Annotated in this window: 13 protein-coding genes and 1 tRNA gene; 9 read left to right on the top strand and 5 right to left on the bottom strand. The window is 71.1% G+C overall.

The window, feature by feature from the left end; translation table 11 throughout:
• The first annotated feature begins 9 nt into the window (after positions 1–9).
• Both DW296_RS14720 and DW296_RS14715 read left to right on the top strand, forming a co-directional pair.
• The gene (locus DW296_RS14720; RefSeq protein ID WP_136052807.1) at positions 10–498 is read left to right on the top strand and encodes a MaoC family dehydratase; all 489 of its coding nucleotides are present in this window, start codon (positions 10–12) and stop codon (positions 496–498) included.
• Complete coding sequence (locus tag DW296_RS14715) at positions 495–1,301, top strand: HpcH/HpaI aldolase/citrate lyase family protein (protein WP_025103423.1); 807 nt, start codon at positions 495–497, stop codon at positions 1,299–1,301. Before DW296_RS14720 ends, DW296_RS14715 begins: the two co-directional genes overlap by 4 nt.
• Before the next feature lie 8 nt (positions 1,302–1,309).
• On the opposite strand, the gene DW296_RS14710 is transcribed toward DW296_RS14715, so the two are convergent.
• Positions 1,310–1,897, bottom strand: a complete 588-nt coding sequence (locus tag DW296_RS14710; protein WP_136052806.1) for a histidine phosphatase family protein — start codon at positions 1,895–1,897, stop codon at positions 1,310–1,312.
• Positions 1,894–2,733: a Sir2 family NAD-dependent protein deacetylase gene (locus tag DW296_RS14705; RefSeq protein WP_085607476.1), complete on the bottom strand. Its 840-nt coding sequence runs from the start codon at positions 2,731–2,733 to the stop codon at positions 1,894–1,896. The genes DW296_RS14710 and DW296_RS14705 overlap by 4 nt, the downstream gene beginning before the upstream one ends.
• Before the next feature lie 65 nt (positions 2,734–2,798).
• Between DW296_RS14705 and DW296_RS14700 the strand changes: the two genes are divergently transcribed.
• The gene (locus DW296_RS14700) at positions 2,799–3,605 is read left to right on the top strand and encodes a TrmH family RNA methyltransferase (protein ID WP_136052805.1); all 807 of its coding nucleotides are present in this window, start codon (positions 2,799–2,801) and stop codon (positions 3,603–3,605) included.
• A gap of 9 nt (positions 3,606–3,614) precedes the next feature.
• Here DW296_RS14700 and DW296_RS14695 read toward each other — a convergent pair whose 3' ends face one another.
• Complete coding sequence (locus DW296_RS14695; RefSeq protein ID WP_025103427.1) at positions 3,615–4,442, bottom strand: SGNH/GDSL hydrolase family protein; 828 nt, start codon at positions 4,440–4,442, stop codon at positions 3,615–3,617.
• Positions 4,443–4,588: 146 nt separating this feature from the next.
• Between DW296_RS14695 and DW296_RS14690 the strand changes: the two genes are divergently transcribed.
• Together DW296_RS14690 and DW296_RS14685 are read left to right on the top strand one after the other, a co-directional pair.
• The gene (locus tag DW296_RS14690) at positions 4,589–6,331 is read left to right on the top strand and encodes a DEAD/DEAH box helicase (RefSeq protein WP_136052804.1); all 1,743 of its coding nucleotides are present in this window, start codon (positions 4,589–4,591) and stop codon (positions 6,329–6,331) included.
• A gap of 130 nt (positions 6,332–6,461) precedes the next feature.
• Positions 6,462–7,559 carry a VIT1/CCC1 transporter family protein gene (locus DW296_RS14685; RefSeq protein WP_136052803.1) on the top strand — a complete coding sequence of 366 codons (1,098 nt, stop codon included), beginning with the start codon at positions 6,462–6,464 and terminating at the stop codon, positions 7,557–7,559.
• Between the two features lie 103 nt (positions 7,560–7,662).
• Here the strand turns inward: DW296_RS14685 and DW296_RS14680 are convergent.
• A tRNA-Leu gene (locus tag DW296_RS14680) sits at positions 7,663–7,745 on the bottom strand.
• A 113-nt stretch (positions 7,746–7,858) separates the two neighbouring features.
• Between DW296_RS14680 and DW296_RS14675 the strand changes: the two genes are divergently transcribed.
• Both DW296_RS14675 and DW296_RS14670 read left to right on the top strand, forming a co-directional pair.
• Positions 7,859–9,154 carry a M20/M25/M40 family metallo-hydrolase gene (locus DW296_RS14675; RefSeq protein ID WP_136052802.1) on the top strand — a complete coding sequence of 432 codons (1,296 nt, stop codon included), beginning with the start codon at positions 7,859–7,861 and terminating at the stop codon, positions 9,152–9,154.
• Between the two features lie 47 nt (positions 9,155–9,201).
• Positions 9,202–10,032, top strand: coding sequence for an undecaprenyl-diphosphate phosphatase (locus DW296_RS14670; protein ID WP_136052801.1), 831 nt, complete (start codon positions 9,202–9,204; stop codon positions 10,030–10,032).
• Here DW296_RS14670 and DW296_RS14665 read toward each other — a convergent pair whose 3' ends face one another.
• Positions 10,033–10,881: a PAC2 family protein gene (locus DW296_RS14665; RefSeq protein ID WP_060922601.1), complete on the bottom strand. Its 849-nt coding sequence runs from the start codon at positions 10,879–10,881 to the stop codon at positions 10,033–10,035.
• 88 nt (positions 10,882–10,969) lie between these two features.
• On the opposite strand from DW296_RS14665, the gene DW296_RS14660 reads away from it, so the two are divergent.
• Both DW296_RS14660 and DW296_RS14655 read left to right on the top strand, forming a co-directional pair.
• Positions 10,970–11,653, top strand: a complete 684-nt coding sequence (locus DW296_RS14660) for an HAD family hydrolase (protein ID WP_342588960.1) — start codon at positions 10,970–10,972, stop codon at positions 11,651–11,653.
• Positions 11,650–12,669, top strand: a complete 1,020-nt coding sequence (locus DW296_RS14655) for a tRNA (adenine-N1)-methyltransferase (protein ID WP_136052800.1) — start codon at positions 11,650–11,652, stop codon at positions 12,667–12,669. Before DW296_RS14660 ends, DW296_RS14655 begins: the two co-directional genes overlap by 4 nt.
• The last annotated feature ends 2 nt before the right edge of the window (positions 12,670–12,671 follow it).

Here is a 12,671-nt window from a genome sequence, read left to right as displayed (position 1 = left end):
CGTGGAGGCATGACCATGCGCGAGATCGTGCAGCGCGGCCTGTACTACGAGGAGTTCGAGACCGACGTCCGGTATGTGCACCGCCCCGGCCGCACGGCTACGGAAGCGGACAACGTCCTCTTCACGACGCTGACGATGAACACCCAGGCGCTGCATCTGGACGCGGCGTTCGCCGATTCCCAGGAACCGTTCCACGCGCGCCTCATGAACTCCCTGTGGACGCTGTCGACGATGGTGGGGTCCTCCGTCGCCCAGCTCACGCAGGGGACACTGGTGGCGCAGCTCGGGCTCGGCGACATCGCCTTCCCGCATCCGCTGTTCGCCGGGGACACGCTCACGACCGAGAGCGTCGTCGTCGACAAGCGGCTGTCGTCGTCCCGTCCCGGCCAGGGCGTCGTGCAGATCGCGCACACCGGACGCAATCAGGACGGCACGGTGGTCGCGACGGCCGTCCGGACGGTGCTGGTGCGCTGCCGGCCGGAGGAGGACGCCGCATGACCTTCGAACTCGGCCCTGCCCTGCTGTTCTGCCCGGCGGACCGCCCGGAACGCTTCGCGAAGGCCCAGGAGCGGGCGGATGCCGTGATCCTCGATCTGGAGGACGCCGTGTTGCCGGAGGCGAAGAGCGAGGCCCGCGAGAACATCGTCGCCGCGGACCTCGACCCCGCGCGCGTCATCGTACGGGTGAATGCGCCGGACTCCGCGGCGTTCGCGGACGACCTCAAGGCCCTGGCTCGCTCGCCGTTCCGGACCGTGATGGTGGCGAAGACGGAGAGCGCGGAGGGCCTGGACGCCTTCGACGCGGGCTTCACCCTCCTCGCGCTGTGCGAGACGGCGCGCGGAATCCATGCGGCGCCCGAGATCGCCGCGCACCCGGCGGTCGCCGGACTGATGTGGGGCGCGGAGGATCTGGTGGCCTCCCTCGGCGGCACCTCGTCCCGCAACACGGAGGGCGGCTACCGCGACATCGCGCGCTACGCCCGCTCCCGGGTGCTCCTGGAGGCCGGTGCGCACGGCAAGGCGGCGATCGACGCGGTGCACGTCGACATCGGCGATACCGCGGGGCTGGAGCGGGAGGCGAACGATGCGGCGGCGTCGGGGTTCCGCGCGACGGCATGCATCCATCCGAGTCAGGTCGCGGTCATCCGGGCGGCATATGCCCCGGACGCCGAGACCGTGGCATGGGCGCGCGAGGTGCTCGCCGCTGCGGCGCAGGAGCGCGGTGTGTTCCGCTTCCGGGGGCGCATGGTGGACGAGCCCGTCCTGCGCCACGCGCGCGCCGTGGTCTCCCGCGCCGGCTGACCGTCCCGTCAGAGGACGGGCGTCTCCTCGAGCAGCCGGAGGTAGCCGGGTGCCGCGACGAACCGGCGCGCGGAGCCGTTGCGCAGCACCTCGCCGTCCCGGGGGAGCGTACCGCCGGAGACATGGTCGATGACGGCGCGGATGACTCCGCCGTGGGTCACCACGAGCACCGACTCCGCCTGCGGCGCCGACCTCCGCCGGGCGTCGCGCGCGATGCGGTGGAGCGCCGCGATGGCGCGGACGCCGACCTCGTGCAGCGATTCCGCGCCGGGGACCTCCGCGTGCCAGTCGCCGTAGGTCGAGATGTAGTCGGGGACGAGCATGCCCTCGCCCTCGCCGAACTCCCGCTCCCGGATGTCGGGGACCACGCCGGCGATCTCCAAGCCCAGGCGCTCCGCGATGATGCCGGCGGTCTCGCTCGCCCGCACGAGCGGGCTCGTGTAGACGGCATGGTGCGTCGTGCCGGCGAGTTTCTCTGCCGCCCACCGCGCGTCCTCGCGGCCCGTCTCGTTCAACGGGATGTCGGTCGACCCCTGGATGCGGCGGGCGAGGTTCCAGTCGGTCTGACCGTGGCGGATGAGGGTGAGATAGGTCACGACAGCATCTCCTGCAGGGCGGGGAGCACGTCGCTGGTGCCGGCGGCGATGGTGACATCGGCCCAGGCGTCCGCGCGGGTCGGCTCGCGATTGACGATGATCAGAGGGATGCCGCGTCGACGCGCCCGGTTCACGAGGCGCACGCCGGAGTTCACGACGAGAGAGGAGCCGGCCACGATGAGCGCGTCGCTGGAGCGCAGCAACGATTCGGCGGCACGGAAGCGATCCTGCGGCACATACTCTCCGAAGAACACCACGTCGGGTTTGAGCATGCCCGCGCACACGGTGCAGGTCGGGACCACGAAGCCCTCGGTGCTCTCCGGGAGCACGTCGCCGTCCGGGGCCAGCGCCACGTTCTCCGGGACGGTGATCCAGGGGTTGCGCTCCTCGATCTGCACGGCGATGTCACGACGGTCGAACACCTGACCACAGTGCAGGCAGAGCACGCGGCGCATGGTCCCATGCACCTCGATGACGTGCGAGCTGCCCGCGCGGAGGTGCAGTCCGTCGACGTTCTGGGTGATGACACCCGAGGCCACGCCCCTGGACTCCATCTCCGCGAGGGCGCGGTGGCCGGGATTCGGGGCGGCCTGCGCGAACGCCCGCCAGCCGAGGTGGCCGCCGACCCAGTAGCGGCGCCGGGCGGCCTCGTCGCCGAGGTAGGTCTGGATCGTCATGGGGTCGCTGCGGGTGCGCGCCCCCTCGCCGCGGTAGGCGGGAATGCCGGAGTCGGTCGAGATCCCGGCGCCGGTGAGAAGGGCGATCCGCTTGCCGCGCAGCAGGTCGGCGGCGTGGGAGAGCTCAGCCGACGGCTCAGCGGTGTTCGTCACGCTCACAGGACCTCCTCGATCGAGTCTACGGGGCGCGGGGTGGACGAGAACCGGGATGGCAGAGTGGAGCGGTGGACCTCCAGCATGTGACCGACATCGACGACCCGCGGCTGGACGACTACCGCGGCCTCACCGACACCGCCCTCCGCGCCGTCCGCGAGCCCGCGGAGGGACTCTACATCGCCGAGACCGCCAAGGTGATCGAGCGCGCGCTGGCCGCCGGGCACGAACCCCGATCGGTGCTGTTCTCGGCCCGGCGCGTCGACGAGGTGCGGCGCATCCTGGGGGAGCGCGCCGTTCCGGTGCTCGTGGTCCCGGACGAGGTCGCGGAACAGGTCACCGGCTATCAGGTCCACCGCGGAGCCCTCGCCGCCATGCGCCGTCCGGCTCTGGCGCCGGTCGCCGACGTGGTGCGCGACGCCCGGCTGGTGCTGGTGCTGGAGGACCTCGGCGATCACACCAACGTCGGCGCCGCCTTCCGCGCCGCCGCCGGCCTGGGGGCGGATGCGGTGCTCGTGTCGGCGCGCTGTGCCGACCCGCTCTACCGTCGCAGCGTCCGGGTGAGCATGGGCACGGTGTTCCAGGTGCCCTGGACCCGGATCGACGAGTGGTCGTCGGCGGTCTCGGATCTCCGTGAGCAGGGCTTCGACATCGCTGCCCTCGCACTCAGTGACACAGCCGTGGATCTCCGGATGTATGCGGCACAGCGGCCCGAGAAGGTGGCGCTGCTCTTCGGAGCCGAAGGCGACGGTCTCACGCGGACCGCGCTCGACAGCGCGGACACCGTGGTCACCATTCCGATGGCCGGCGGCGTGGATTCGCTCAACGTCGCCTCGGCCGCCGCCGTGGCGCTGTGGGCACTCGCTCCCGCGGAGTGAGAGTGCGCGTCACTCCTTGCCGGGGAGGATGACCGGGGAGGGCTCGGGGCGCTTGGCAGCGATGTGGTCGCCGGACGACTGGTGGCGCAGCCGGCGGAGCACCCAGGGCACGAGGTGCTCCCGGGCCCAGCCGAGGTCTTCGCTGCGGGCGGCACGCCAGGTCCGCAGCGGCAGCGGCTCGGGCTGCATGGCCTCGAGGTCGTTCGGAACGTTGAGGGCGCGGAGCACCATCCGCGCGACCTCGTGGTGGCCGAGCGCGTTGTAGTGCAGGCGATCGTCGTCGAAGAATCGCGCATCCTGCACGACCTTCAGTGCCCACTGGTCCGCGACGATGCAGTCGTGGCGCTCCGCGATCGCGCGGACGTTCTCGTTGTAGATCGCGACTTTGCCGCGGAAGGGACGGAACACCGGCGTGAACCCCGTGTCGATGCCGGTGAACACGACCACGGCCGCGCCGGTGGACGACAGGCGCGCCACCGCGTCCTCCAGCTGCGCGGCGATGGCATCCGGATCGGTGCCGGGGCGGATGACGTCGTTGCCGCCCGCGCAGATCGAGATGAGGTCGGGGCGCAGCGCGACGGCGGGCTCCACCTGATCGGCGACGATCTGCGCGATGAGCTTCCCCCGGACGGCGAGGTTGGCATAGGCGAAGTCGTCAACCTGCTGGGCGAGCACCTCGGCGACGCGATCGGCCCAGCCGCGGTGACCCCCGGGGGCCGCCGGGTCCGGGTCGCCGATGCCCTCGGTGAACGAGTCGCCGATCGCGACGAACCGGCGCCACGGGTGCGGAGTCTCGTTCGCGACGTACGGGGTCCTGGTCGATTCCTGATCGCTCATCCGGCTCTCCTTCGCGAAGGCGTGCGCGCACGATGGTGACCGCCGCGCAGTGACCGAGCCTACCCGTGCCGGTGCCTTCGAGGGGGGACGCGCGCGGCACCCCCGCGGATGCCGCGGTGTCGGTGGGAGCGATTATCGTGGAGTCGATGCTCTCTCCGTCCTTCCCTCAGCGCGCCCCGTGGGGAACGGCGAACAAGCTGCGGGCATGGCAGCAGGAGGCTCTGGACGCGTACTTCCAGGCCGACCAGCGTGACTTCCTCGTGGCCGCCACACCGGGCGCCGGCAAGACCACGTTCGCGCTCACCCTCGCGGTCGAGCTGATGCGCATGGGCGAGGTGAACCGGGTCATCGTCGTGGCCCCCACGGAGCACCTGAAGACGCAGTGGGCCGATGCCGCCGCCCGCGTGCACATCCGTCTCGACCCGCGCTTCCGCAACAGCGACTGGGCTCCGGCACGGCACTATCACGGGGTCGTGGTGACGTATGCCCAGGTCGCCGCGAAGTCGTCGGTGCATCGCCACCTCACCGAGGACGCGAAGACCCTGGTCATCCTCGATGAGGTGCACCACGGCGGTGACGCCCTGAGCTGGGGCGACGCGATCCGCGATGCCTACGGGCCGGCGAAGCGCCGACTGCTCCTCTCCGGGACCCCGTTCCGCAGCGACACGGCGCCGATTCCGTTCGTGGAGTACCTCCCGGACGAGACCGGGGCCCGGGTCTCCAGCACCGACTACGCCTACGGGTACGGTCGCGCTCTCGCGGACGGCGTCGTCCGTCCCGTGCTCTTCCACATGTACGCGGGGAAGATGCGCTGGCGCACCAGCGCCGGAGACGAGCTTGAGACCCACCTCGGGCAGGACAACACGAAGGACGTCACGTCGCAGGCCTGGCGCACGGCCCTCGACCCCGAGGGCGACTGGATGCCGGCCGTGCTCTCGGCCGCCGACCGCCGCCTCACCGAGATCCGGCACCACATCCCCGACGCCGGCGGACTCGTGCTGGCCACGGATCAGACCGTCGCCAGGGCCTACGCCAAGATCCTGCACAGCATCACGCGCGAGCAGCCGACGATCGTGCTCTCCGATGACGCCACCGCGTCCGAGCGGATCGAGAAGTTCTCCGAGGGCACCGCCCGGTGGATGGTCGCGGTGCGCATGGTGTCCGAGGGCGTCGACGTGCCGCGGCTCGCGGTCGGCGTCTACGCGACCTCGTCGTCCACCCCGCTGTTCTTCGCCCAGGCGATCGGCCGCTTCGTGCGCGCCCGTCGTCGCGGAGAGGCGGCGAGCGTCTTCCTCCCGCACGTGCCCGTGCTGATGAAGCTCGCGAACGAGATGGAGAAGCAGCGCGACCACGCGCTCGACCGCCAGTCCAAGGACGACGACGGCCTCGACGACTCGCTGCTCGAGAGCGCGAACCGCGAAGACGAGGCCTCCGACGCACTGACGCAGGAGTTCAGCTACCAGGCGATCTCCTCCGTCGCGCACTTCGACCGCATGGTCTTCGACGGCAAGGAGTTCGGTCAGCTCGCCGAGCCGAACACGCCCGAGGAGGAGGAGTTCATCGGCTTCCCCGGTCTGCTCGAACCCGAGCACGTGCACGAGCTCCTCATGCAGCGGCAGGCTCGCCAGTCCCGGCATCGCGAGGTCCGGGAGGCCCAGGCCGAGCCGACGCAGACCACGACGCTGCCGGCACCGCTGCACCGCACCCTGCGCGAGCAGCGCCAGCTCCTGAACAGCCTGGTGGGCCTCTACGCGCGGCAGTCGGGCCAGCCGCACGGTGCCGTGCACGCCGAACTCCGTCGTATCTGCGGCGGGCCGGCGGTGGCGCAGGCGACCGTGACGCAGCTGCAGTCCCGCATCGAGGTGCTGCGCAAACGCGTCCGCTCCTGAGGGCGGTCTCTGCGCCGCTTCGGATCCCCGAAATGCTGGCAATCCGGGCCAGGAGGCGGCCTGCGCGACACCCCGCGGATAGCGTGGAACGGTTGCCCGGACGCCGGGCACCGTGACACCTGGAGGTTCCATGACCGCCCCTGCCGCAGCCGATTCCACGGCCGCCGATCGACGGCGCTGGGCTCGCTATCTCGTCGAGGAACGGGCGGAGGGCGCCGTGTATCAGCGCCTCGCGGCTCGCCGGTCGGGGGAGGAGCGGGCGATCCTGCTCGGGCTCGCCGAGGCTGAGCGGCGGCATGAGAAGCACTGGCTCGATCTGCTGGGCGGCGAACCGACGCGCCTGCCGCGGGCGGGGGTCCGCTCCCGCCTCCTGGGGTGGATGGCCGGACGCTTCGGCTCGATCTTCGTCCTCGCCCTCGCCCAGAGCGCCGAGGCCCGCTCCCCGTACGACGCCGAGCGCTGGGCCACCCCGGCCATGCGCGCTGACGAGAAGGTCCACCACGAGGTCGTCCGCGGCCTCGCCGCGCGGGGCCGTCGGCGCCTCTCGGGCTCTTTCCGCGCGGCCGTCTTCGGAGCGAACGACGGCCTCGTCAGCAACCTGGCCCTGGTCCTCGGGATCGGCGCCACCGGCGTGAGCTCGGGCTTCGTGCTGTTCAGCGGCATCGCGGGTCTCCTCGCGGGCGCGCTGTCCATGGGCGCGGGGGAGTTCGTGTCGGTGCGATCGCAGCGGGAGCTCCTCACCGCCACCGAGGCGAACGAGGACGCCGCGGCGGCCGCGGCCGACCTCGACATCGACGAGAACGAGCTCGCGCTCGTGTACCGCGCCCGCGGCATGGACCAGGGCGAATCCCTGGCCAGGGCCCGCCGCATCGTCCAGGCCGCCCAGGAGGGCGTCCGCCGGGCCGCTACGGGGCCGGTGGCCGTCCAGGGCGGGGACGCCCACGAGGTCGTCGGCAGCGACTGGACGGCGGCCATCTCCAGCTTCCTCCTCTTCGCCTCCGGCGCGATCATCCCCGTCCTGCCCTGGATCTTCGGCCTGGAGGGCACCGCGGCGATCGTGCTCGCGCTCGTGCTCGTCGGCATCGCGCTGCTCAGCACCGGTGCGATGGTCGGCGTGCTCTCCGGAGGACCGCCGCTCCGGCGGGCCCTGCGGCAGCTCGCCATCGGCTTCGGTGCGGCGGCGGTGACCTACGCGCTGGGGCTGCTCTTCGGCGTCGGCGCGGTGTGACGGCGGTGTGGTCCCGCCTCGCGCGGGACCACACCGGATCACCGTGACCGCAGCGGGAACGACGAAGGCCCCGGATCTATGGATCCGGGGCCTTCGCTCTCTGTGCGCGGAGGGGGACTTGAACCCCCACGCCCTATCGGGCACTAGCACCTCAAGCTAGCGCGTCTACCATTCCGCCACCCGCGCAGGTGTTGGATTTGATCGTTGCCGACCGAAGAATGAGATTAGCACGTTCTCGGGGGCGTCTCGAACCGAGCGTGACGCCCGGGCGTGGCACGCGGTTTCGATAGCCTGAGTCCATGACCGAATCCTCCCTGCCGGAGGTCGCCCGCGTCGCGAGCGACCTCATCCGCTTCGACACCTCCAACTACGGCGGCGGCAATGCGAAGGGGGAGCGGGAGGCCGCCGAGTACGTCGGCGCGTACCTGGAGGAGCTGGGGCTCGAGGTCGAGTACTACGAGCCCATCCCGCGGCGGACGAACGTGATGGCGCGGGTCCCCGGGCGTGATCGCACCAAGCCGGCCCTCGTCGTGCACGGCCATCTGGACGTCGTGCCCGCGGTCGCCGAGGACTGGACGGTGGACCCGTTCGCCGGCACCGTGCAGGACGGCATGCTGTGGGGCCGCGGCGCCGTGGACATGAAGAACATGGACGCGATGATCCTCACCGCCGTGGCCGACATCCTGCGCGCGGGGGAGCAGCCGGAGCGCGACCTCGTCCTGGCGTTCTTCGCCGACGAGGAGAACGGCGGGGTCGAGGGCTCCGCGCTCGTCGTGAAGGACCGGCCGGAGTGGTTCGCCGGGGCGACGGCCGCGATCAGCGAGGTCGGCGGCTACTCGATCTCGGTCGACGACCGTCGGGCGTACCTGCTGCAGGTGGGGGAGAAGGCCCTGATCTGGATCCGCCTCGTCGCCACCGGCCGGGCAGGACACGGCAGCCGCCTGCACGAGGACAACGCCGTCACGAAGCTCGCCGAGGCCGTCGCCGCCATCGGCCGCACGCGGTGGCCGGTCCGGCTCACGCCGACGACGGAGGCGCTGCTCGAAGGCCTGAGCGCGTTGAGCGGCCGGAGCGCCGACGACCCCGACGCCCTCGCCGCCGCGGCCGGTCCGGCAGAGGCCTTCCTGCGGTCGACGTTCCGCACGACGACCAACCCGACGGCCCTCACCGCCGGTTACAAGCACAACGTCATCCCGGAGCGCGCCGAGGCGCTGATCGACGTCCGGGTCATCCCCGGCACCGAGGACGACGTGCTCGCCGAGCTCCAGCGCATCGTGGGCGACGACATCCGGATCGAGACCGTGGTGCGCGACATCGGCATGGAGACGCCGTTCGCGGGGGAGCTCGTCGACGCGATGGTCGCAGCCCTGGGTCGGCACGACCCGGGCGTGCCGGTCATCCCGTACCTCCTGGGAGCCGGAACGGACAACAAGGCGCTGGCCGCTCTCGGCATCACCGGCTACGGCTTCGCCCCGCTGCGTCTACCCGCCGATCTCGACTTCACCGGGATGTTCCACGGAGTCGACGAGCGAGTGCCCGTAGACTCACTTGTCTTCGGTCAGCGGGTGCTGGCCGATCTGCTGCGCACGTACTGAGCGGTCTCCACGCGCTCCGTGCCGTCCCGAAAGACGAAGGCCTCTCCATGCACCTGCTCGAAGCACTGATCCTGGGAATCGTCCAGGGACTCACCGAGTTCCTGCCGATCTCCTCCAGCGCCCATCTGCGTGTCGTCGGGACGTTCCTGCCGTCCGGAGAAGATCCGGGCGCGGCGTTCACCGCCATCACGCAGATCGGCACGGAGGCCGCGGTCGTCGTGTTCTTCTGGCGGGACATCGTCCGCATCATCTCCCAGTGGTTCCGATCCCTCGCCGGCAAGGTGCCGCGGAACGATCCGGACGCGCGCATGGGCTGGCTCATCATCATCGGCAGCATCCCTATCGTGCTGCTCGGGCTCCTGTTCCAGGACCAGATCGAGACCGTCTTCCGGTCGCTCTGGATCGTGGCGATCATGCTCATCGTGTTCGGCATCCTCCTGGGCATCGCCGACCACGTCGGTGCCAAGCGCCGCAAGCTCGACGACCTGACCTACCCGCACGGCATCGCCTTCGGGCTCGCGCAGGCGCTCGCCCTCATCCCCGGCGTCTCGCGATCCGGTGGCACGATCACCATGGGTCTCTTCCTCGGCTATGAGCGCGCCGCCGCCGCCCGCTACGCCTTCCTGCTGGCGATCCCGGCCGTGTTCGGCAGCGGCTTCTACCAGCTGTTCAAGAGCTGGGGTGAGCCGTCCTTCTTCTCGCTCGGCGACACGGTGGCCGCGACGGGTGTCGCGTTCGTCGTCGCGCTGGGCGTGATCGCGTTCTTCATGAACTGGATCTCGAAGCGCAGCTTCCTGCCGTTCGTGATCTACCGGATCCTGCTCGGCGGCGTGCTGCTCGTGCTGCTCGCGATGGGCGTCATCCCCGCGTCCGCCTGATCAGCGCTTGCGGTCGCCCCGGCCGTCGTCGCGGCGTCGCAGGTAGCGCTCGAACGCCTGGGCGATCGCGTCCCCGGACGCGTCGGGGGAGTCCCACGTGTCCCGCGTGCGCTCCAGCTGTCGGATGTACTCCGCCATGTCCTCGTCCTCGGACGCGGCGGCATCGATCGACGCCTCCCAGGCCGCGGCTTCCGTGCGCAGGTGCCGGCGGTCCACGTCCACCCCTGTCAGCTCCTCGAGACGGTCGAGGAGGGCCAGGGTGACCTTCGGAGACGGAGCTGCCGAGGCCACGTAGTGCGGGACGCTCGCCCAGAGGCTCACGGAGGGGATACCCGCGTTCTCAGCGAAGTGCTCCAGCACCGTGAGAATGCCGACGGGGCCCTCGTACACCGAGCGCTCCAGGGCGTGGGCCTCCCGGACCTGTTCGTTCTGGCTCGACGCGAAGATCGAGATCGGGCGGGTATGCGGGACATCGGAGAGCATCGCGCCGAGGGTCACGAACCCGGTGATGTCGTCGCGCAGCGCGACATCGATGAACTCGGACGCGAACGCCTGCCAGGTGCGCGCGGGCTCGGCGCCGGTGAGGAGCCAGAACTCCGGGCCGGGGCCCGGGTCTCGCGGGCGCCACAGCCCCGCCTCCGGCCAGGTCATCTGGCGACGCCCTTCGGCGTCGAGCCGCGTCGCAGGACGGGTGTACTGGTAGTCGAAGTAGAGCTCCGGATCGACCGAATGCACGAGGTCGTAACCGCCGGCCGCCTGCAGGGCGCCGACGGCTCCCGTCGCGGCCTCGCCGGCGTCGTTCCAGCCGTCGAAGGCGGCGATGATGATGCGTGAACCGAGAACGTCCATGCCGTGCTCCCTTCGCGGTCGAGGATTCGATCCCCCCAGGCTAGCCCGCGACGAGGGGATGTGGGCGGGCCCGGCTAGCATGGGTTCAGTGAGCAACAAGCCCCGCGCGGTCCTCTGGGACATGGATGGAACACTCGTCGACACCGAGCCGTACTGGATGGCGGCCGAGACCGCACTGGTGGAGTCGTTCGGCGGCACCTGGTCCCACGAGGACGCCTTGCAGCTCGTGGGCAGCGGCCTCATCGACAGCGCGATCATCCTCCAGGGCGCGGGGGTCGACATGGCTCCCGAGGCGATCGTCTCTCACCTCACGAGTGCCGTGCAGGAGTCGCTGCGGACCCAGGGTGTGCCCTTCCGGCCGGGCGCTCAGGAGCTTCTCCGCGACCTCCGCGCCGCAGGGATCCCGACCGGACTGGTGACGATGTCGCTGCGCCGGATGGCTCTCGACGTGGTCGGGCTGATCGAGTTCGAGGCGTTCGACATCGTCGTCGCCGGAGACGACGTCGACAACCCCAAGCCGCACCCGGAGCCCTACCTCCAGGCCGCGGCGCTCCTCGATGTGGACATCGCCGAGGTCGTGGTCATCGAGGATTCCCCGACCGGTCTCCGCGCGGGCCTCGCCTCCGGAGCGCTGACGCTCGGTGTGCCCCACATCGTCCCGCTCGACGGCCTCGGCGCCCACGAGCTGTGGCCGACCCTCGACGGCCGCGGTGCCGCCGACCTCGTGGAGCTCTTCGGCTCCCGCGCTGCGATCACGGAGGCCACTCGATGACGACCCCTACCGCCCCGCGCCCCAGCGGCCCCTTCCGTGAGGGCGACCGCGTGCAGCTCACCGGCCCGAAGGGTCGCCTGCACACTGTGACGCTCCGCGAAGACGGCGAGCTGCACACCCACCACGGCGTCCTCCGGCACCGAGACCTCATCGGGCTCCCCGATGGCTCGGTCGTGGCGAACAGCTCCGGGCACGAGTACCTGGCGCTGCGGCCGCTGCTGCGGGACTTCGCGATGTCGATGCCCCGCGGTGCCGCGATCGTCTACCCGAAGGACGCGGCGCAGATCGTCATGCAGGCTGACATCTTCCCGGGAGCCACCGTCGTCGAGGCCGGTGTCGGGTCCGGTGCCCTGTCCCTGTCGCTCCTGCGGGCCGTCGGCTCCACGGGGCGCCTGCTCTCCTTCGAGCGTCGAGAGGACTTCGCCGAGGTGGCCCAGGCGAACGTCGAGACCTTCTTCGGGGAGCGGCCCGATTCGTGGCGCGTCGTCGTCGGAGACCTCGTCGCCGCGCTGCCCGCGGAAGTCGAGCCCGGCACCGTCGACCGGGTGGTGCTCGACATGCTCGCGCCGTGGGAGTGCATCGACGCGGTCGCGGACGCCTTGACCCCCGGCGGCGTGGTGCTGTGCTACATCGCCACCGCCACGCAGCTCTCGCGCGTCGCGGAGTTCATCCGGGGTACCGGTCTCTTCACCGATCCCGAGGCGTCCGAGACGATGGTGCGCGGCTGGCACGTGGAGGGACTGGCCGTCCGTCCGGATCACCGCATGGTCGCGCACACCGGCTTCCTCCTCACGGCTCGCCGACTCGCCCCGGGCGCGGTGGCTCCGTCGGTGAAGCGTCGCGCCTCGAAGAGCAGCTACGGCGACGACGACGTCGAGCTGTGGACCCCGGGCGCGGTGGGCGATCGCGAGATCACCGACAAGAACCTCCGCAAGCGCGCCCGCGAAGCAGGGAAAGCCGCCGAGGGCGCGCGGCTGGCGGCTGCATCGCGCGAATCCGAGCACACGACGGAATAGAC

The organism is Microbacterium sp. K36 (genome assembly GCF_004794355.1).
GTDB lineage: Bacteria > Actinomycetota > Actinomycetes > Actinomycetales > Microbacteriaceae > Microbacterium > Microbacterium paraoxydans_D.
Note: the sequence above shows the minus strand (reverse complement) of the source record. Positions and strands in the feature narration are given on the sequence as shown.